At 56.9% G+C, this 19,566-nt stretch carries 19 protein-coding genes; 12 read left to right on the top strand and 7 right to left on the bottom strand.

What is annotated here, in order from left to right:
* Positions 1-117 precede the first annotated feature (117 nt).
* Entirely contained in the window at positions 118-525 is a 408-nt protein-coding gene (locus K1718_RS26090; RefSeq protein WP_265680301.1) for a hypothetical protein, read from the top strand.
* Here the strand turns inward: K1718_RS26090 and K1718_RS26085 are convergent.
* From K1718_RS26085 to K1718_RS26065, 5 genes are all read right to left on the bottom strand, one after another.
* Complete coding sequence (locus K1718_RS26085; RefSeq protein WP_265680302.1) at positions 519-1,115, bottom strand: TetR/AcrR family transcriptional regulator; 597 nt, start codon at positions 1,113-1,115, stop codon at positions 519-521. The two genes, K1718_RS26090 and K1718_RS26085, sit on opposite strands and share 7 nt — an antisense overlap.
* 2 nt (positions 1,116-1,117) lie before the next feature.
* Complete coding sequence (locus K1718_RS26080; protein ID WP_265680303.1) at positions 1,118-1,651, bottom strand: dihydrofolate reductase family protein; 534 nt, start codon at positions 1,649-1,651, stop codon at positions 1,118-1,120.
* 109 nt (positions 1,652-1,760) lie between these two features.
* Complete coding sequence (locus tag K1718_RS26075) at positions 1,761-5,159, bottom strand: error-prone DNA polymerase (protein WP_265680304.1); 3,399 nt, start codon at positions 5,157-5,159, stop codon at positions 1,761-1,763.
* Positions 5,159-6,571, bottom strand: a complete 1,413-nt coding sequence (locus K1718_RS26070; RefSeq protein ID WP_265680305.1) for a Y-family DNA polymerase — start codon at positions 6,569-6,571, stop codon at positions 5,159-5,161. The genes K1718_RS26075 and K1718_RS26070 overlap by 1 nt, the downstream gene beginning before the upstream one ends.
* 7 nt (positions 6,572-6,578) lie before the next feature.
* Positions 6,579-7,187, bottom strand: a complete 609-nt coding sequence (locus K1718_RS26065) for an ImuA family protein (protein ID WP_265680306.1) — start codon at positions 7,185-7,187, stop codon at positions 6,579-6,581.
* Between the two features lie 198 nt (positions 7,188-7,385).
* Here K1718_RS26065 and K1718_RS26060 point away from each other — a divergent pair, with 198 nt between their 5' ends.
* The 6 genes from K1718_RS26060 to K1718_RS26035 all read left to right on the top strand — a co-directional run bounded on the left by K1718_RS26060 (position 7,386) and on the right by K1718_RS26035 (position 14,162).
* A complete protein-coding gene (locus K1718_RS26060) occupies positions 7,386-8,078 on the top strand; it encodes a glycosyltransferase family 29 protein (RefSeq protein ID WP_152503844.1) in 693 nt (230 codons plus the stop codon).
* Between the two features lie 478 nt (positions 8,079-8,556).
* Positions 8,557-9,867 carry an extracellular solute-binding protein gene (locus K1718_RS26055; protein WP_152503843.1) on the top strand — a complete coding sequence of 437 codons (1,311 nt, stop codon included), beginning with the start codon at positions 8,557-8,559 and terminating at the stop codon, positions 9,865-9,867.
* Between the two features lie 125 nt (positions 9,868-9,992).
* Positions 9,993-10,874, top strand: a complete 882-nt coding sequence (locus K1718_RS26050) for an ABC transporter permease subunit (protein WP_152503842.1) — start codon at positions 9,993-9,995, stop codon at positions 10,872-10,874.
* Positions 10,875-10,886: 12 nt separating this feature from the next.
* Entirely contained in the window at positions 10,887-11,729 is an 843-nt protein-coding gene (ugpE, locus tag K1718_RS26045; RefSeq protein WP_152503841.1) for a sn-glycerol-3-phosphate ABC transporter permease UgpE, read from the top strand.
* Between the two features lie 17 nt (positions 11,730-11,746).
* Entirely contained in the window at positions 11,747-12,823 is a 1,077-nt protein-coding gene (locus tag K1718_RS26040) for a sn-glycerol-3-phosphate import ATP-binding protein UgpC (RefSeq protein ID WP_152503840.1), read from the top strand.
* A gap of 214 nt (positions 12,824-13,037) precedes the next feature.
* Positions 13,038-14,162, top strand: a complete 1,125-nt coding sequence (locus K1718_RS26035) for a DNA alkylation repair protein (RefSeq protein WP_265680307.1) — start codon at positions 13,038-13,040, stop codon at positions 14,160-14,162.
* Between the two features lie 16 nt (positions 14,163-14,178).
* Here K1718_RS26035 and K1718_RS26030 read toward each other — a convergent pair whose 3' ends face one another.
* Together K1718_RS26030 and K1718_RS26025 are read right to left on the bottom strand one after the other, a co-directional pair.
* Positions 14,179-15,372, bottom strand: coding sequence for an MFS transporter (locus K1718_RS26030; protein WP_209006743.1), 1,194 nt, complete (start codon positions 15,370-15,372; stop codon positions 14,179-14,181).
* Positions 15,356-15,715, bottom strand: coding sequence for an MmcQ/YjbR family DNA-binding protein (locus tag K1718_RS26025; RefSeq protein ID WP_152503838.1), 360 nt, complete (start codon positions 15,713-15,715; stop codon positions 15,356-15,358). The genes K1718_RS26030 and K1718_RS26025 overlap by 17 nt, the downstream gene beginning before the upstream one ends.
* A gap of 168 nt (positions 15,716-15,883) precedes the next feature.
* On the opposite strand from K1718_RS26025, the gene K1718_RS26020 reads away from it, so the two are divergent.
* From K1718_RS26020 to K1718_RS26000, 5 genes are all read left to right on the top strand, one after another.
* Positions 15,884-16,696: an RNA polymerase sigma factor gene (locus K1718_RS26020; protein ID WP_265680308.1), complete on the top strand. Its 813-nt coding sequence runs from the start codon at positions 15,884-15,886 to the stop codon at positions 16,694-16,696.
* Between the two features lie 90 nt (positions 16,697-16,786).
* Positions 16,787-17,272: a YybH family protein gene (locus K1718_RS26015; RefSeq protein WP_173006194.1), complete on the top strand. Its 486-nt coding sequence runs from the start codon at positions 16,787-16,789 to the stop codon at positions 17,270-17,272.
* A gap of 485 nt (positions 17,273-17,757) precedes the next feature.
* Positions 17,758-18,618: a LysR family transcriptional regulator gene (locus K1718_RS26010; RefSeq protein ID WP_265680309.1), complete on the top strand. Its 861-nt coding sequence runs from the start codon at positions 17,758-17,760 to the stop codon at positions 18,616-18,618.
* 157 nt (positions 18,619-18,775) lie between these two features.
* Positions 18,776-19,204, top strand: a complete 429-nt coding sequence (locus tag K1718_RS26005) for an Hsp20 family protein (RefSeq protein WP_152503834.1) — start codon at positions 18,776-18,778, stop codon at positions 19,202-19,204.
* Between the two features lie 33 nt (positions 19,205-19,237).
* On the top strand, positions 19,238-19,522 hold the full coding sequence (locus K1718_RS26000; protein ID WP_247649307.1) for a BQ00720 family protein: 285 nt from the start codon (positions 19,238-19,240) through the stop codon (positions 19,520-19,522).
* Positions 19,523-19,566: the final 44 nt, after the last annotated feature.

Below are 19,566 nucleotides of genomic sequence, written 5' to 3'. Positions count from 1 at the left end.
CTGGCACCTGTTCTTCAAGGCCTTAGCGGATGTTTTGACGGATTGTTGCAATCCGTGATTTTCTTCGTGGTCACCGACTATCGTGATCGCAATTGAGACGCACGAAGGGATTGAAACATGTTCAATCGATTGCTCACCTCCGCCTTTCTAGGGCTGACTGTTCTGACCGGTTCCGCTTTAGCGGACGATGCGGATTGGGTGGGGCTCTACAAGGGACTTGATGCTCTCGATGGCTCCATTGACTATTTGTCGATTGCTATCAAGGAGCCGGGCGAGTTTGATATCCGTGTGGTTCCTTCGGTGTTCTCTCTTTGCGAAAACGGAAAAGGCTGGATTGTGGCAGAAGGTCGTCTGACCGACGAGGGCAAGCTTCACCGTTTCAATTCACGCGCAGTTTGCGAAGGCGGTGAGCTCTTCGACATCAGGGACAGGTTCCTGGTTCGCGATGAACAGACGGGCATCGTCCGCTTCGGTGCCACCGATGACGATCGCCCTTTGATCTATCATCGCATTTCAACTCAGTAGTGCCGGCTTGAAGATGGTGTCGAAATCTTCCGGTCCCGGCACAGTGATAGCGTCCAGTCGATGCTGCGCAGGTAGTCTTCCTGCGTGAGGCAAGTGTCGGAGCCAGTTGCGACCGCTGAAAAGACGAAACCGTGCGTGTAATCTACCAGCAGGTTGAGCATGACGTCCTTCGGGTCGCCATCGTTCAAGAGTTGAGTGCATTTTCTTATTTCTTCAGTAATCTCAACGATTTCCTGACTCATGAGCGAAGCGTCGTTCAGGATGCAACGGACTGCATTCGGGTGTTCCAGGGCACGGGTACAGTACATGGAAAGCACATGGCGGAGACGCTCGGCAGGACTTTTTCCTTTGATCGTGCCCAACGTGTCCCTGAAACTGTGCTCTACCAATGCGAACAGCAGCTCCCGCTGGCTGCCCATATGGTATTTGATTGCCATCGCACTCACGCCGAGGTTTTCCGCCAAACGCCGAAATGACACAGCTTCGAGACCTTTTTGCTGCAGGAGCGGCGCTGCAACGGCAATGATATGTTTTCTGGACAACGCAGCAGCCCCTTTTGACGGGCGACCCGGGGTCTTTTTCCGGACCATTGTCAGATCACCCTGTACCGCATTTGGACCAGGCCGGACTGGAACTGGCTCACCTCTTCAAGAAACAGATCAATGTCCTTGGTTAGGTCTCCAAACATGCGAATGCCGTCGCCAATGAGTACGGGTGCTACCGCAACTCTCATATCGGCGATGTGGCCGGCACGCAGGAATGAATGGATGATTGCGCCTCCGTCGACATAGACCCGCGATATGCCACGCTCACCCAGATGAGACATCAGTTCGTCAGGTGACAATTGGCTGAATTCAACCTTGCCCTTTATGTGGTCGGGAATGTCCTCTTCGCGCATGGTTCTGCTCAGAACCACCACCGGTTTTTGATAGGGCCATTCACCGAAGCTCAGAACCGTTCTGAACGAGCCTGTACCCATGACGATGACATCGATGCCCTCTTGAAATTCGGCAAATCCGTGCTCTTCACCTTCAGTGTCGAGCTTCATCAACCAGTCGAGCGTGTGGTCTTTTCGCGCGACGAAACCATCCAGGCTCATGGCCATCATTGTGTGTCCGGTTGGCATTCAACTCTCCATTTTTATACAGTGTATAATAAATGCCAGTTTCAACTGTCAATCAAGCCTGAAGAGTGCGTTGGTACAGGCTTGGATGGTGGGTCTTTGCAAGCGTGTCTTAGTGAAAATCCCGGCTCGGAAACAGGCGTTTGGCCTGGTCGCGCGGGTGCATGGCTCTTGGTTTTGGTGCGTCTGATTTGAGGTGCGCAGGCACGTCGTCGGTTTTGGGTGTCGTTTGCCCCAGCGCATTGTCACTGGGATGGCCGAGAAGAGCGAGATCACGGGAGCGGTCTTCGATATGATCAGCGATCAGATGGACGACAATGCCTTCGCGCTCCAGACGGCCAGTTACTTTCAAGAGCCGCCCGCCGATGACGGCGGCGCGATATTTTTCATACATTTTCGGCCAGACGACCACGTTGGAAACACCCGTTTCGTCCTCCAGCGTCAAGAAGATCACACCTGAAGCCGTGCCTGGGCGCTGGCGGGTGATGACGAGGCCGCAGACCGAAACATGACGCGCCTCGCGGGGGGAGAGCACGGGCAACCGGTCATGCGGGGTCAGGCGTGGAATATGCGGGCGCAGCAACTCCATCGGATGAGCGCGCAGTGTCAGACGGGTCGACAGATAATCCTCCACCACCTCTTGGCCCAGATGCATGGCCGGCAGCAGCACATCCGGTTCGAAGATCGCCTCGCCGTCGATCGGGTCGTTGAAGAGGGGCAGTGGTTTGGGGCTGCGGATTGTCTTTACCTGCCAGAGTGCGGCCCGACGGCTGAGGCCCATGCCGGAAAAGGCGTCGGCCTCGGCCAGACGCTCCAGCGTCGCGGGCGGCACGCCGGTTCGAAGCCACAGGGTTTCGGTGTCCGGATAGCCGTTGCCGCGCGCGGCAACGATCCAGTCGGCGTCCTCTTCGCGAAGTCCCTTGATCTGACGGAAGCCCAGTCTCAGGGCGAGCGCACCATCGCTACGCCGCTCCAGCGTGTTGTCCCAGGCGCTGGTGTTGACGCAAATGGGGCGCACCTCCACCTGGTGCTCGCGGGCATCGCGCACGATCTGTGCCGGGGCATAAAAACCCATCGGCTGGGAGTTGAGCAATGCGCAGGCGAATTCAGCCGGGAAATGACATTTCAGATAGGCCGAGACATAAGCGAGCATGGCAAAGGCGGCTGCGTGGCTTTCCGGAAAGCCGTATTCGCCGAACCCCTCGATCTGGCTGAAACAGTTCTGGGCAAACTCCAGCTCATAGCCACGTTCCAGCATGCCGGAAATGAACTTGTCCTTCAGCTGGCCGATTGTGCCCATACGCCGGAACGTGGCCATGGACCGGCGCAGCTTGTCGGCTTCCGACGGTGTGAAGCCGGCGGCAACCACGGCGATCTGCATCGCCTGTTCCTGAAAAAGCGGCACGCCGAGCGTCTTGCCCAGAACCTCTTCCAGCGCTTTGGAGGGGAAGCTGATCTTTTCCTTGCCCTGACGCCGGTTGATATAGGGATGCACCATGCCACCCTGGATCGGGCCAGGCCGGACAATCGCAACTTCAATGACAAGATCGTAGAATTCACGGGGACGCATGCGCGGCAAAAAGTTCATCTGCGCCCGGCTTTCCACCTGGAAAACGCCGATCGCATCGGCCTTGCACAGCATGTCATAGGTTGTCGTATCGCCTTGCGGCACCGAGCCGAGGGTCAACTGCCGTCCGTGGTGCGTGTCGAGCAGCTCGAAACATTTGCGAATGCAGGTCAGCATGCCGAGACTGAGCATGTCTACCTTCAGGATGCCGAGGGCGTCGATATCGTCCTTGTCCCATTCAATGACGGTCCGGTTTTCCATGGCGGCATTCTCGATCGGGCAAAGCGCGTCTAGGCGTCCCTGCGTGATCACAAAGCCGCCGACATGCTGGCTGAGGTGACGCGGAAAACCGATGATCTCCTTGATCAGCTCGATCGTCTGGCAAATGCGCGGATTGCTCAGATCAAGACCGATCTCCTTCATCCGCGTTTCTTCCGGCCCGGAATTGGAGCTGCCCCAGATCTGGCCGGAAAGGGCGGCTGTGACATCCGCGTTCAACCCCATGACCTTGCCCACCTCGCGGATCGCGGCGCGGGTCCGGAAATGGATCACCGTGGCGCAGAGCCCGGCACGGTGACGACCGTATTTTTCATAAACATACTGGATCACCTCTTCCCGGCGTTCATGCTCGAAATCGACGTCGATATCCGGCGGCTCGCCGCGGTGTTCGGAAATGAACCGTTCGGAGACCATGGTGATTGTCTCCGGTCCCACATCGGTAATGCCAAGCGCATAACAGATGATCGAATTGGCGGCCGAACCGCGTCCCTGGCAAAGGATATGACGGCTGCGGGCAAACTGGATGATGTCGTGAACGGTCAGGAAATAGGCAGGGAAATCAAGCTTCCGGATCAGCTTCAGTTCCTTTTCCGCAAGTGCCCTGGCGTGCTCGGGTACGCCGGCCGGATAGCGGTTTTGAAGGCCCTTGTAAGTGAGCCGTTCCAGCCGTTCCTGCGGACTTTCGCCATCCGCGATCTCATCCGGGTACTCGTAGGAAAGTTCGGCAAGGTCAAAGCTGCAGCGTGTGGCGATTTCAAGGGTTCGGCGCAACGCCGCCGGATGGTGACGGTAAAGCCGAGCCATATCTTCGGGCGCCTTCAGCCGCCGTTCGCCATTGGGCAGAGCCTTTGTTCCGATCTGATCGATGGTGCAGCCTTCCCGCAGGCATGTCAGGACATCGGCCAGCCGTCGCCGCCCGGCGTGATGCATCAGCACGTCACCGACGGCGATCATGGGTGCTGCCAGTGAATGGGCCGCCTGGGCACAGGTGCGGAACCAGGCCTGGTCGGTGCCGTCATAGCGCGGCGCCGCTCCCAGAAAAATATGGCCGGGCGCTTCCTGGCGCAGCGCGCGGATATGCGCACGTGCCGTCTTGCAAATATCGGCCTGTGAGGCACATGCCGTCATGGAAGGCCGGGGCAGGGCAATCAGGATCAGGCCGGCCACGGCCGCCAGAAGGTCGGCATGGTTCAGGTGGCAGTCACCCTTTTCGGCTCGGCGCTTGCCAAGTGTCAGAAGCTGGCTGAGCCGTTCATAGGCAGTGCGGTCCGTTGGCAGGGCCACCCATTCCACAGGGCTGTCCTGCAGCACCAGCCGTGCTCCGACAATCAGCCGTGGCAGCCTTTTGGCAAGTGCGACGGCGAGCGGTGGTGTGGTGTTGGTCTCCTGCCGGGAGGAGGAATCGATCTGCGAATGGGACCGGATCTGGATACCTTCCTCCGCTGTCCGCCGGATCTCCTTGAGTGCGGAAAAGGCACGCACCACGCCTGCCAGTGAATTGCGGTCGGTAATGGCAATTGCGTCCAGCCCCAGGGCTGCGGCGCGCGTTACCAGTTCCTCCGGGTGGGAAGCTCCGCGCAAAAAGGAAAAATTGGATGTGACGCACAGCTCCGCATAGCGGGCCGGTTCGGGAAAGACGGCGTCGGCAAGGATCGGTGCGGTCATCAGCCGAACTCCCCTTGCACGAACCAGGCCGGGTGTTGCGGCGTGTGGAACAACCACAGGCGCTGGCCCTGGAAAGTGGCCACGCGCCAGTAGTCGCGCAGGCCATGCGCCCAGTCCTGATCGTTTTCCCACCACGCCGGTGTGATCCGTTCCGGCCCCTCAGCCTCTGCGGTGCTCAGGGACCGGCCCCGCCAGCGGAAGCGGCGCGGCGGCTCGAACCCGACCCCTGAAATCGGTTCTGGGGGAAACAGACGCAAGGGGCGTGGACGTTGGGCAGGCCAGGCAGGCGCCGGGCTGGAATAGGCTGCCGGGACCAGTTTGAAGCTGCGTTCGGGAATATGACTGTCGACGGGGTGAAACCGCTGGATATTCTCCAGGCCAACCCTGTTGCCGAGCTGGGTGATGAGATCCGCCAGACTGTCCTTTTCCCGGCCTTCGGCCCGGTCCAGCTGGCGCATGCCGAGCTCTTCGACCTCCACCGCTTCCAACCGGATCATGTCGATGCCGTATCCCGCATCGACGGCGCTGACGCCCCGCTCGAAAAGTGCAAGTATGCGGTCGCCATCCCGCATCGGCCGGGCAAGCTTCAGTTCTACCGACTGGTTCTCCTGATCCACTCTGCGGAAGGTGATCTTGAGCATGCGCGCGCCCTTCTGGGCAATGTCCAAGCGGGCACACAGATGATCGATCAATCGCCGGGCCGCTGCCATGACATCATCCAGAAGCCCGATCGGGTCAGGCAGGGTGATGCGTACGGCAAAGCTGATCTCGTCCTTCAGGGGTGAGATCTGTTCCGGGATATCGCCGAGCGCCTGGTCAAGGCGGCGCAGAACCTCCGGATCGTAACGTCTGGCAACGGTTGCCCGTGGCAGATTATAGAGCTCCGACACGGTTGCTATGCCGAGGCGCTCAAGGCTGGTGCAGGTCTGATCGGGCAGGCGCAGGGCAGAGAGTGGCAGTGGGCCGATACGGGCAAGGTTCTCACCATCGTCAGCAATGCCTTCGGCAAAGTGGGACATGGCCCACGCTGTGCCCGGTGTGCCAGCTAGGCCAAGCCTTGCGGTCAGGCCGGCGCGGATCAGGCGGCTTTTTATGTCGTCCAGAAGCGGAGCCTCTCCGCCAAGCAAATGCGCCGATCCGGTTATGTCGAGAAAAAGTCCGTCCCGACCGTCAAGACCGACCCAGGGGCAGTAACGCACCGCCCACCGGGCCAGCAGGCGGAGGAAACGCTGATCGGTCACAGGATCAGCCGGACGGGTCAGAAGTCCGGGACAGAAGCTGCGCGCATGAACAAGCGTCATGCCGCGGTTGAGACCCGCAGCTTCGGCACGGGGACACAGGTCGTAAATGCGTTCTGAATTTCGATCGAACAGGGTCAGAGCAAAAGGCGCATCGACAGGCTGAGCGCGCAAGGAGCGCTCAGCTGCCAGCCTCGGAAACCACAATGATACGATGCGTCGCTGCATCCCAACGGACAATCCATTCTGACAATGTTCCTATTTTGTTCTTTATAAGCGACCAGCGCCAATGAGTCGAGTCATGGTCCTTTTGACGAGGGGTGCCATAGGCGGGGCCAGGCTGTCCGGGCGGCGCCGGTTGTCCGGCCGGGACGCCGGTGCAGCGCCAGCGGGTTTCTGCCGCATTGCTTCCCGCGCCATCCGGAATGATAAGCAGTGCGGTCGTTCTTCCGGCTTCCGCCGCCAGCTGCAGTCTGCGCCCTTCCGTCAGCCCGATGGTGCTGGAAAGTTCTGCCACGACAAGCCCGGCAGCACCGGACCGTAGTGCCGTTTCGGCGCTGGCCAGAACATTCAGCTGGCTGTCGGCACGGGTCAGAAGCAGTTTGCCCGGGTCACAGAAAGGAGACAGGCCTTCCGGGTTGATCGTCGGACGCCAGTTTTCGGAAATCCAGACAACAGTGCCTGTCGAAAGTCCGGCACTTGCTGCGGCAAAAACCAAGGCGCTGTCGCCGCAGATTTCATGCGCGCGCGCTTTTTTCAACGGAAAGACAGAAGAGAAGGGCAAGGTCATGCTGTGCCAGGTCAACGAACAATGAATTCAGCTTAGCGGATGCCATTCGTTTGCGGAACCGTGTTGTCGAAAAGGCCGTGATGCAGTGTGTTCTGGCCATGTGTCCGTGCCATGGCCACTCGGGCCGGACCGCAAACAGCCGTTGCCGGTTGAGAATCGGATTGCTATACGGCCCGGTGCAGCATTCAGGAAGATTTCATGCCAATAAGCGACTTGAAGAAGCGCGGGATCAAAACGATTTCCATCGTCGGAAACGGGCCTGTTTCGAAGGCCGACGCAGATATGATCGACAAGGCCGATTTTGTACTGCGGTTCAACAGCGCTCCGGCTTGCGGCGCGGCAGGCGAACGGGTCGATGCATTGCTGCTCAACCGCGCGCGCGTCTATATGAGCAAGCGGATAAATCCTGTCGCATTGCATCGTGCGCCTGAAGTCTGGGTGAATGATATCCGGGAAAATGGGGACGTCGACTGGCTCTTCACCAAGGAGTGCAAACAGTCCCATCTGGGCTTCGGCCCGATAACCAAAGCACGTGGTCACCTCAAGGAATTTGATCCGTTTGAACGAAGCAACCCGACGACCGGGGCGTCCATCATCGCGGAAATTCTGGATGTCATGCCCGAAGTGGAGATCCATCTGTTCGGGTTTACCCATCAGGGCAAACAGCACACTCATGACTGGGATGCGGAAAAGCTATGGGTGGATCGGCTCTGTGATGAGGGACGCATCCGCAGGTACCTGACCTCGGGTCCGCAAGTCAGCAGAAGCCTGAAAGGCCGCGTTGAATACGCGTTTCGGTTTTTGGAAAAACGAAGCAAGCATTATATCTACAACAAGCTGTTGCATTCATCCTCCAGCACCAAGAAACGGATCTTCGGTCAGGACGCCTGAGGGCTCAAAAAGGCTTACGACCAGTGAGCTGCCTGACAGGTGTTGAATGCCTCAGGGGAATCGCGCATTCGCCCAAATTTCTGAATTAATAGAAATATTTACGAAATCAGCTTCACCAAAGCCCGTTCAAACGATCCGGCTAAACCTCTTGAAAATGATGGCATCAATGAAGGGTTCGCGCTGAAAAAAAGCGCGCGACTCCGCGGGAAAACCATTGTCTTGCGGGGTCTTCGATATGAAGAAAAAAATAGCCGGCCTCTCGGCGATTGAACAAAATATGCAAGTTTTCATCTGTTGCCACTTGCGGACGCGGTCTGGGCGTCTTTTAATGTTCATATGAGCGTCATACAACGTTCATATGAAAACAATACGAAACGCAGGCGTTATCCTTTCAGATGCTGATGAAGCCATTTCAGTATCGTGAAAACCAACTGCTGACCGGGGCGAAAAATGCCCTTCGAGATGGGAGCAAATAAACATGGCTTATCGTAAAACAGTCGCCAGCTTTGTCGCTGCGGCTGCCCTGTTGGGCACATCCTCCGCTTCATATGCGGCAACCGACATTGCCTGGTGGCACGCCATGGGTGGACGTCTGGGCGAAGTTGTTGTCGACATTTCGAACGGCTACAACGCCTCTCAGGACGCTTGTAAAATCACACCGGTCTTCAAGGGCACTTATGAAGAGACCCTGACAGCCGGCATCGCGGCTTTCCGTGCCGGTGAACAGCCGAACATTCTGCAGGTGTTCGATGCTGGCGCAGCGACCATCATCGGAGCCAAGGGTGCCGTTATTCCGGCCCAGGACATCCTGGAAAACGCCGGTGCCAACTTCAGCATCGAAGACTATATCGATGGCGTTCGCTACTTCTATGCCGACAGTGACGGCAAGATGATCGGCATGCCGTTCAACTCCTCCACACCGATCCTCTACTACAACGTCGACGCCCTGAAAAAGGCCGGTGTTGAAGCTCCGAAGACCTGGGAAGAGTTTGCGGAAATCGCACCGAAGCTGAAAGAAGCAGGCTATGTGCCGCTTGCACAGTCTCACCTGCCTTGGATCTTCACCGAGAACTTCAAGTCCCGCCATAACCTGCAGTTCGCAACCAACAACAACGGTTACGACGGTTCAAAGGACACCAAGCTGGTCTTCGGTGAGCCGATCAAAAATCACTTCAGCGCTGTCAAAGGTTGGCTGGACGATGGTCTGTTCGGTTACTACGGCACTGGTTGGGGCGACAACCAGACCCCGTTCAACGAAGGCAAAGTGGCCATGTGGCTCGGCTCTTCGGGGTCGTTCGGCGGTATCTCCAAAACCGTTGAGTTCCCGTTCTCGGCAACTTACCTGCCTTACTGGGATGCTGTTGACGGCGCTGGCACCGGCACCTTCATCGGTGGCGCAGCTCTCTTCGCAATGGCCGGCAAGCCGGACGAAGAAAACAAGTGCGTTGCGTCCTTCTACGAGTACCTGACGTCTCCGGAAGTTCAGTATATGTGGCACAAAGAGACCGGTTATGTGCCGATCACCAACGCTGCATACGAACTGGCCAAGTCGGACGGTTACTACAACACCACGCCTGCTGCCGAAATCGGCATCAAGCAGCTGACCCTGCCGGGCGGCGACTGGACCAAGGGCTACCGCATGGGCTTCTACGTTCAGATCCGCGACGTCATGAACCGCGAGTACGGTAAGATCATGTCTGGCGATACCTCCGTTGAAGATGCTTTCAAGACCATCGAAGCAGATGGCAACAAGCTTCTTGAGCGTTTCTCCAAGACCACCGGCAACTAAGTTCAGGTTGACCTACCCCAAATGGGGGCGCTCCGAAGCGCCCCCATTTCCATGAACGTCAAGCGGGTCTGCCGGTTTATCTGGTGACCCGCTTTACCCATTCCCGGGGGTCAAGAAAAACTCATATGAAAAAAGTTCAATTCCAGTCCCCGTGGCTGCCCTACATGCTGCTGATGCCGCAGCTGGCCATCGTGACGATCTTCTTTCTCTGGCCGGCGGCCGAAGCGGTGCAGTCATCGTTTTATCTGGAAGATCCCTTTGGCTTCGGCTCAACGTTCGTGGGGCTCGACAATTTCAGCGATACGCTGACCTCGACCGACTACGGTCGTGTCGCGCGTTTTACCGGCGTATTCACGTTCTTCGTTACATTCCTGTCTCTTGGCATCGCTCTTCTGCTGGCCGTCAAGGCTGACAAGGTTCTGCGGGGTGCATCCAGCTACAAGACCCTGCTGATGTGGGTCTATGCGGTGGCTCCTCCGGTTGCCGGTCTGATCGGTGTTCTGCTGTTCGATCAGCACGTCGGGCCAATCGTCGACTTTTTCGCGCTGTTCGGCTGGAGGATGCAGATCGGTGTGGACTATTTCGACACCAGCTTTGCAATGATCGTGACGGCTGTCTGGAAACAGATACCGGTCAACTTCATCTTCTTCCTGTCAGGGCTTCAGGGCATTTCAAAGTCGGTGCAGGAGGCGGCCAGCATTGACTGCCGCTCCGGCATGCGCCGCTTCTGGACGGTCACGTTCCCGCTTCTGGCGCCGACAGGCTTCTTCCTTCTCATCATCAACATCACCTACGCTTTCTTCGACACGTTCGGCATCATCGATGTCATCGTGAAGAACGAGCCAGGCAACAACCCGGTGACCCTGGTCTACAAGGTCTATCTCGACGGCTTCCGCGGCAATGACCTTGGCGGCTCGTCGGCGCAATCGGTTCTGTTGATGGCGATGGTATTCGTTCTGACAGTCATTCAGTTCCGCCTGATCGAGCGGCGCGTGCACTACACGTAAAAGGGGGCGGCAATGAACAAACTTCAGATCTCAGATCACCTGATCCTGCTGGCCGGTGTGTTTTTCATGGTCACGCCCGTTGCGCTGACCTTCTTGACCAGCACCCACGATGCAATCACGGTCTACAAGGAAGGTGTCCAGTTCCTGCCGGGTGGCAAGTTTCTGGAAAACTACGAAAAGGTACTTTTTGAGGCTGGTGGCTTTACCAAGGAAGTCGACGGCTTCGTCATGCTTAAGAACTCGATGATCCTCGGCTTCGGTTTTGCCATCGGCAAGATCATCATCTCGATGCTTGCAGCCTATGCCATCGTCTATTTCCGCTTTCCGATGGCAACACTCTGCTTCTGGGTGATCTTTGCAACACTGCTGCTGCCTCTGGAAGTGCGCATCCTGCCGTCTTACGAGATTGTCCAGTCGCTTGGCATGGTGAACACCTATAGTGGATTGATTGTTCCGCTGATTGCTTCTGCGACCGGCACATTCTTCTTCCGCCAGTTCTTCATGTCTGTTCCGGACGAATTGTTGGAGGCAGCCCGCATTGACGGCGCCGGCCCCTGGAAATTCTTCAAGGATATCCTAGTGCCGCTGTCCAAGACGATGATTGCGGCAATCTTCATCATCATGTTCGTCTTTGGCTGGAACCAGTATCTCTGGCCGACGCTGATCACCACGGACGAGAGCCTGTTCACGCTGGTGCGCGGCATCAAGCAGATCCTGCAGGTCTGGGTCGGTGCTCAGATCCCGGACTTCAATGAGGCCATGGCTTTGGCAATACTTGCCATCATACCGCCCGTGCTGGTCGTTGTGATCTTCCAGAGCTGGTTCGTCAAAGGACTCGTCGAGAGCGACAAGTGAGAAATTAGAGGTACTTTATGTCAACGATTACTCTCGACACGGTCCGGAAGGTCTATGCCGGTGAAGTGGAAGCCGTCAAAGGCGTTTCCATCGATATCGACGACGGTGAATTCATCGTTCTGGTTGGTCCCTCCGGCTGCGGCAAGTCCACGCTTTTGCGTATGATTGCAGGGCTTGAGGACATCACCACAGGAGACATCAAGATCGGCGACCGGCTGGTCAATAAGGTCGACCCTGCAGATCGCGATATCGCGATGGTGTTCCAGAACTATGCGCTCTATCCGCATATGTCGGTCTATAACAACCTTGCCTACGGCCTCAAAAACCGGGGCATGGCCAAAGAAGAGATCGATCGCCGGGTCAAGGAAGCCGCGCGCATTCTTGAAATCGGCGATTATCTCGACCGCAAGCCCCGGGCGCTCTCCGGCGGTCAGCGTCAGCGTGTCGCCATGGGTCGCGCTATTGTACGTGAACCGGCAGCCTTCCTGTTTGACGAACCGCTTTCCAACCTTGATGCCAAATTGCGCGTCCAGATGCGTGTGGAAATCAAGCGTCTGCAGCGGTCGCTTGGCACCACCAGCGTTTATGTGACCCATGACCAGCTGGAAGCCATGACGCTTGCCGATCGTCTTGTCGTTCTGAATGGCGGCAACATCGAACAGATCGGGTCGCCAATCGACGTTTACGACAACCCGGCGTCGACCTTTGTGGCGAGCTTCATCGGATCTCCGGCAATGAACCTTCTGAAGGTCAAGGCGGATGGCACCGGGCTTGCTCTTGAAACCGGCAGCGGGCTCAGCGGAGCGAACACCAAGGGCAAGGATGGCTACATCATTGGCGTACGTCCTGAACATCTTGATGTGGTTGACGGGCCGACTGACGGCGATGGTGTGAACCTTGAGGTGACGGTGAACGTTCTGGAACCTGTCGGCGCGGAAAGCTACGTTTATGCAAGCTTTGGCGACGGCGGGCAGGAAATAGTCGTACGCGTCTCCAGCCATGCCCATCACGAACCGGGCGAGACCATGCACCTGAAGGTTGACACCAAAAACGTGCATTTCTTTGATGCTGCCACCGGACAACGGATTGACTGACAGATCTGCAATCAGGTGATGTGGCAGCCAAAGAATGTCCGCACCCGAATTGGCCACTCCGGGAAACCGGGGTGGCTTTTGTTTTGGGACGCGCGCCAGACAAGGCAACTGACAGGCTCCTGACATTACCTGTCAGGAGCCTGTGTCGTGCCATCTGGTGAGATGAGACGTCTTCTGGCACATCGTTGAGGACACACAAGCCAGGAGCAAAAACTTGGAGCCTTTCAAGAACCACCTCTCGCCGGATCTGGTGCGCTGCCTTGCAGGGCATCTCGACAGGCATCTCATAAGCTTCGATCGAAAGTCCTATGAAGCCGAGATCCTGGAGGACCTTGGAACCCTGGAACTGAAGGAACGCGCGCGGTTAATTGCCGATGTCACCGGAAAGGTTCTGCCGGTAGGGCTTGATGACCGGTTTGGTGTTCTTGAGGCCATGCTGCATCCCGTGGCCGATACCGATGTCGACCGCAAAAGTGATGATCAGGGCATTCGCGGTTGGGGCATGATGCCCCTTGGAATGGTTGTCACGGATTGCGGTCTCGACGACTTCGAGAAGTCCTTCACGCTCCTGAAGGAAATGACCAAACGGGCAACTGCGGAATTCGAAGTCAGGCCCTTTCTCGACAAGGACCAGGACCGTGCCCTGGCGATCATGTCACCATGGGTAAGCGATCCGAGTGTTCATGTGCGCAGACTTGTCTCAGAAGGCACACGACCACGATTGCCCTGGGGCATGCGGCTCAAGAAGCTGGTGGCCGATCCGACACCTACCTTGCCGCTTCTTGAAGCCCTGAAAGACGACCCGGAAGAATATGTCCGGCGCTCTGTCGCCAATCATCTCAATGATATAGCCAAGGACCACCCGGATCTGGTTGCCGAGACCGCAGCGCGTTGGCTGAAGAGTGCAGATAAAGACCGGGAGAAGCTGGTCCGGCATGCTTGTCGGTCTTTGATAAAGCAGGGTCATGCTGCAACACTGAAGGCGTTTGGGCTCAACCCGCCGGAGCTTGAACTGACGGGACCAATGATCTCAACGAAGGTCGTTCCATATGGCGATGCGCTCGGGTTCGGCATTGAACTGACGTCAACGTCTGCCAGAACGCAGTCGCTGGTGCTGGACTATCTGGTTCACTTCAAAAAGGCGAATGGGGCGCTTTCCCCGAAAGTCTTCAAATGGACGAAACTCCAGCTGGAGCCCGGCCAAGTGGTGAAGCTTGAAAGAGAACATGCGATCAGACCGATCACCACGCGGGTTTACTATGGCGGCACTCAAGCGGTGAGTCTGAGGATCAACGGAAAGGATTTCGGGTTCGCCGAGTTTGAGCTGATAATGCCCTGATGTGCTTTGAAAGACTTCAGTTCATTTTCTTCAGTCTCAGCATTCCAGCAATCCCCAGCGCAGGCCCAATGGCCATGAACGCAAAGACGGTGGGCCACCCGAGCCAGTCGGCGGCGACCGGTGTGAGCTGCACGGTGAAGAATGTCAGCGCAAATCCGAGTGCTGTCTGAAAGCTCATCAGGCTGCCGGCCTGATCGGGCGGGGCATAGTCAGCAACCAGCGCCGAGAACTGGGCGGAATCCGGCAAGATGGCTGCGCCCCAGATGAGCACACAGATGATTGTTAGCCACGCTGGTCCACCGAATGTGAGCGCAGAGGCAATTGCAGCGCTACCGCTGACGACCATCGCTAGGATGGCGATATTCGCCTTACCGACCCGGTCTGCCACAAGGCCGGCAAACACGCTGGCAATGCCTCCGGCTGCGATGGTCAGAAATGCGATCAGTCTGGAGAGCGAAAGCGCGGCATCAGACGACATCTGACTGCTGAACGAGATTGTCAGTGCAACACCGATCCATGCCCACATGGCATAAAGCTCCCACATATGGCCGAGATATCCGGCATAGGCGAAGCGGATCTTGCGGTTGGTCCAGGCTGTCAGGATAGCCTTGAGTTCCATGCGCGGTGCCTTGGCATGAAAAGGGCCTAGTCCTGCAAACAGGCACAGGGCACCTCCGGCGGCGGCTGCGATCGAAGCAACAGAAAGGCTCCATCGCCAGTCTGTGCCGCCAAGAAGCGCCAGGAAGTGCGGGGCCGCGGATCCAAGCGTCAATGCACCGACAAGCGTGCCAACAAGAAGGCCGCGATCATCCTTGCCCCAGCCAACGGCAATCTTCATGCCCACAGGATAGACCCCTGCAAGCAGGGCTCCCGTAACGAACCGGGCCAGTATCGACAGATTGCCGCCCGGTTCCACCACCAGCAGGCTGGCATTGAAGAGCGCGGCCAGAATGGCGCAAAATGCGAAGAAACGGCGTGGATCAATTCTGTCTGCCAGCCCCAAAAGGGCAGAAGCGAGAGCGCCCGCAACAAAGCCGATCTGCACGGCGCTGGAAAGGGCAGCCTGACGAAACTCGGAGATGGCAAATTCGCGGGTGAGATCCGGGAGAATGGCAGCCGACATGAACCAAAGGCTCATGCCCGCAACCTCAGCCACCATCAGCAGGCTGAGCGAGCGCCACTTGCCGGTAAAATCAGTCGGCAAGGCCAAGGTCTTTCTGCTGCTTCTTTGTCAATTTGGCCGCGATGATCTTGTGGGCGGCCTCGACATAAGCCTTCAGGTCCTTATCGGATAGGGCGTTTTCCTGCTCCATCTGCACCCACTTGGCTCTTGCAAGGTATGGCGCGGGGATCAAACCCTCCTGCTGGGTCAAAAGCGAATAGGAAATGTCAGAGCACTTGAAGCTGACCTTCGGATGAGCACCCTCGCCCCAGCTGGAACAAACGGCGAAGATCTTGCCGCCAACCTTCCACACGGACGCGTTGCCCCACTGAATAACGTTTGTCGTCGCGGGAAGGGACTTGCAAAAGGCGTCAAATTCGTCGCGTGTCATCGTGAGGCTCTAGGTCAAACTGAGGTCGGAGTTCTCGGCGGGAAACGGCAAGATGACGTGTCGGTTCCGGCCACGCAAGGAGATTAAGTTGAAAAAAATCGTGTCACACATCTGCGTGTCGGTCCCTCTAACCTTTCGAGAACCCAATGAGGGAGCGACAAATTGGTGATGGCAAATGTATCGGCAGCGACGGTGACGGCTGCTCAAAATGGCGACAGGCTGGCCCTGGAAAAGGTGCTTTCAAGCGTGGAGGACCTGATTCACGGTCTTGCGAGGCGCATTCTGGTCAATCCGGAAGACGCTCGTGAAGCAACGCAGGAAATTCTGATCCAGATACTGACCAAGCTCTCGACCTTTCGCAACGAGAGCGCATTTTCGACCTGGGCCTATCAGGTTGCCGTTCGGTACCTGGTCAAAGCAAAGAAACTCCGGGATCGGGACCTGGGCCTGACTTTCGAGGTGTTTGCGGCAGACCTTGAAACCGGCCTGGTCGCCGATCCTCCCGAAGCACCCGATCAGGCACTGCTTTTGAATGAATTGAGGGTCTCATGCACCATGGCAATGCTCCTTTGCCTGAGCTTGGACCTGCGACTTGCCTATGTTCTCGGAGACGTGTTGGAACTGGATCATCTTGAAGCCTCGAAGATCCTTGAACTCACGCCGGCTACGTTCCGAAAGCGTTTGTCTCGTGCCCGGGCGGGTGTTGAGGGCTTCACAAGCCGTCATTGCGGACTTGTCGCCAGTGAAGCCAAATGCAGCTGCCCACGCCGCCTGCCTGCTGCAATCAATGGAGGCAGGGTCCAGGCTGGAGTTTATCCGAATTCGGCAGAAAGCCACATCGGCTATGTGCAGGCAAGACAGCAGATAGATGCCGTTGTCGACGACCTGAAAACACTCAAACTTCAGCACAGCGTCCCCGCGCACGCCTGTCCGGATGATATTCGCACGAGGTTGCGCAGAATTCTTTCGCCCGAGCTCTAACGACGCAGTTCAGCCAGACACGTATCAACTTCAACCAGCCGGGCATCTGGCGGGACTGGCCCCGCCATGCCTGAAATCACGGAGAAACCAATGAAACGCCGGATCGCTTGTCGAGCTGCCATGGTGGCGGCAATGCTGACCTTTTCAACACCCACAAAAGCGGAAGAAAGCCCTGATATGACCACCGACCAGAAAAATGTCCTTAGCCTGATCGAGACAATGACTAGTTCCTTTGAAAAAGGAGACATCGACACGGTGATGCAAACTTACGAGGCCGATCAGTCGATTGTTTTTGAACCGGGGGAGCCGGTTTCCGATGGCGCTACGGCACGGCAGATTTTCGAACAGGTTCGCTCTGTTTCGCCTAAGTTTTCCTATTCGGGCCATGAAGTGATCGTCCAGGGCGATCTGGCTGTCCATATAGCGCCCTGGAAGATGACAGGCACCGATCCGGAAGGCGGGGATGTCACCGGCGAAGGTCTCTCGGTTGCGGTGCTTCGGCGCCAGCCGGACGGGAGCTGGAAAATGGTTATCGACAATCCCCATGGCAGCAGGCTTTTGGCAACGTCGAACTGAGTGGAAGCGGTCGCGTCTCAGTTTGTGGCGCGGCCGACCCGTTTTGCAGCGGGTGAAAGAAAGAAACAGTTTCCTTTGATTTCGATCTGGTGTGAGTGTTCGGGGTCATGCCTTTCCGGCCCTCTTCGGAAACCGTCACATTCCGCGCTCTGGCGCCCTCGAGCGGGCGACCCAAACACCACTTCAGAAGTTTGATAAGCATCAACCGACGGCGCTTGCGTGCCATGCGCAAGTGCCGTTGCAACATTTGATGGTGCTCAGGAGGTTCTGAGGGCCAGAATTCTGCGTGGTTCGGGTAAAGGCCCCGGATTGGGTCTTGCCAGTCGGGCGTGTTTCCACGCTTCCCATCGCGTTTCAAAGGCAGGCAATAAGGAATGTGCATTCGCAGCTCCCTTCAAAATTGGTTGGTGTTGGAGGATCACTGCGGATAATCTCATAAGAAGTGCATATTCCTATGTTTTCTAATTGAAATTGAGATTTCAAAAATGAAACGAAACATCGACTGGGAAGATTTGAGACTGTTTTTGGCCGTCGCCAAAGCCGGTGGTCTGGCTGGAGCCGCAGACAAGACAGGTGTCAGCGCCGCAACGCTCGGGCGACGCGTTTCGTCTCTTGAAAGGAGCTTGAATGCCCGATTGGTAGAGCGCGAGGCGCGTGGCTATCAACTGACATCCGCAGGACAAAAACTGCTGATGCAGCTTGAAGATATGGATCAGGCCGCTCAATCCATTGCCGCCTGGCGGGACACAGGCCAAGCGCGACGGCGTATTCGAATATCGGCAGGCGACTGGACCATGCGGCTTTTGATGGACAATCTGGACGGCTTCTGGACGCCGGGCTCAGGTTGGGTGCCAGAGCTTCTGGCCGACCCAAGGAACAGGGATGTTGCCCGACGGCAGATCGACATCGGCATCCGCAACAAGAGGCCGAAACAGGAGTGGCTGGCTGGCAGAAAGGTCGGAACCGTCCGGTTTGCGGCATATCAGTCAGACAAAATTACCGAAGATCAAAAAATCGGCTGGGTCAGTCCGGTTGAAAAGGAAGCGCTTTTTCCAACGGCTGTCTGGATGATGGAAAATCACGCCGCCGACGTCACGATCACGGTGAACAGGGCATCTTTGGCGCTCTCTCTGGTCCGGCAGGGACATGCGCGCATGCTGTTGCCCATGTTTGTCGGTGAGGCTTACCCCGATCTTGTTCGGGTTTCGGAACCGGTTGAAGAGCTTGAAACAGAACGCTGGCTTGTCATGCATCAGGACGAACGCCATGAGCCCCTTATAAGGCAAGCTGTTTCTGCACTCGCCAAGTTGTTGAAACGCGATCCTTTGTTGCGGCCGGAGTTCTGAACATGTCCGGGAGACGTATCTGAAAACGACCCGAAAATGCGTCTCCTTGAATCAATTTTAACGAAGCGCCATATTTAATATTGAACGGAGCCTGTCTCCGGTCCGGATGCCTTTAAGAGGGTCCGGGCGCAAGGTCGCTTCGACAAGGACTTTGAGGATGTCACGCATGTCAGCGTTTTCTAGCCCGTTTATGCTCGGGTTCGACGATATCGAGCGTGTGCTCGATCGCGTTTCCAAGGCCGCGAATGACGGATACCCGCCCTATAACATCGAAAGACTTCCGAAATCCGAAGGTCAGGGTGATATAATCCGGATAACGTTGGCTGTGGCCGGCTTCACCAGAGAGCAGCTTGATGTCTCCGTTGAGGAGAGTCAGCTTGTGATCCGAGGCCGGCAGGTAGACGACAAATCCCGCCAGTATCTGCATCGCGGCATTGCCGCACGGCAGTTCCAACGGGCATTTGTGTTGGCCGAGGGGATAGAGATCCTCGGAGCTGACCTCAAAGATGGCCTCTTGTCCATCGACCTGGCACGTCCCGAACCGGAACGTGTTATAAGAAAAATAGAAATCTCCAGCGGCGAATAGACCCTCGTCGACCAACTTATGGAGAATTGACTGATGCACGACCCAAATAGCCCGGACTGGGCAGACGGCGCAGATCTCACAACCGCCATGTCCGTCGACGAATTGACGGAACTGGGTACCGGAGATGTTGCCTATATCAAACCGATCAAAGCGCGGGACCTGAAGGAAATGTTTCCGGAAGTTCCACCGCTCCACGACAACATGACGCTTTATGCGCTTCTAAATGCGGACGGCACGCCGATCCTGCTGGCTGACAGCCGTGAAGCAGCCGTTGCCAATGCGTTCGAAGCCGACCTTGAAATGGCTTCGCTTCATTAGACAACACTTCAGAAATTAAACAAAAACACCGGCCGATTGGCCGG

It is taken from the genome of Roseibium porphyridii, assembly GCF_026191725.2.
Lineage (GTDB): Bacteria > Pseudomonadota > Alphaproteobacteria > Rhizobiales > Stappiaceae > Roseibium > Roseibium porphyridii.
Note: the sequence above shows the minus strand (reverse complement) of the source record. Positions and strands in the feature narration are given on the sequence as shown.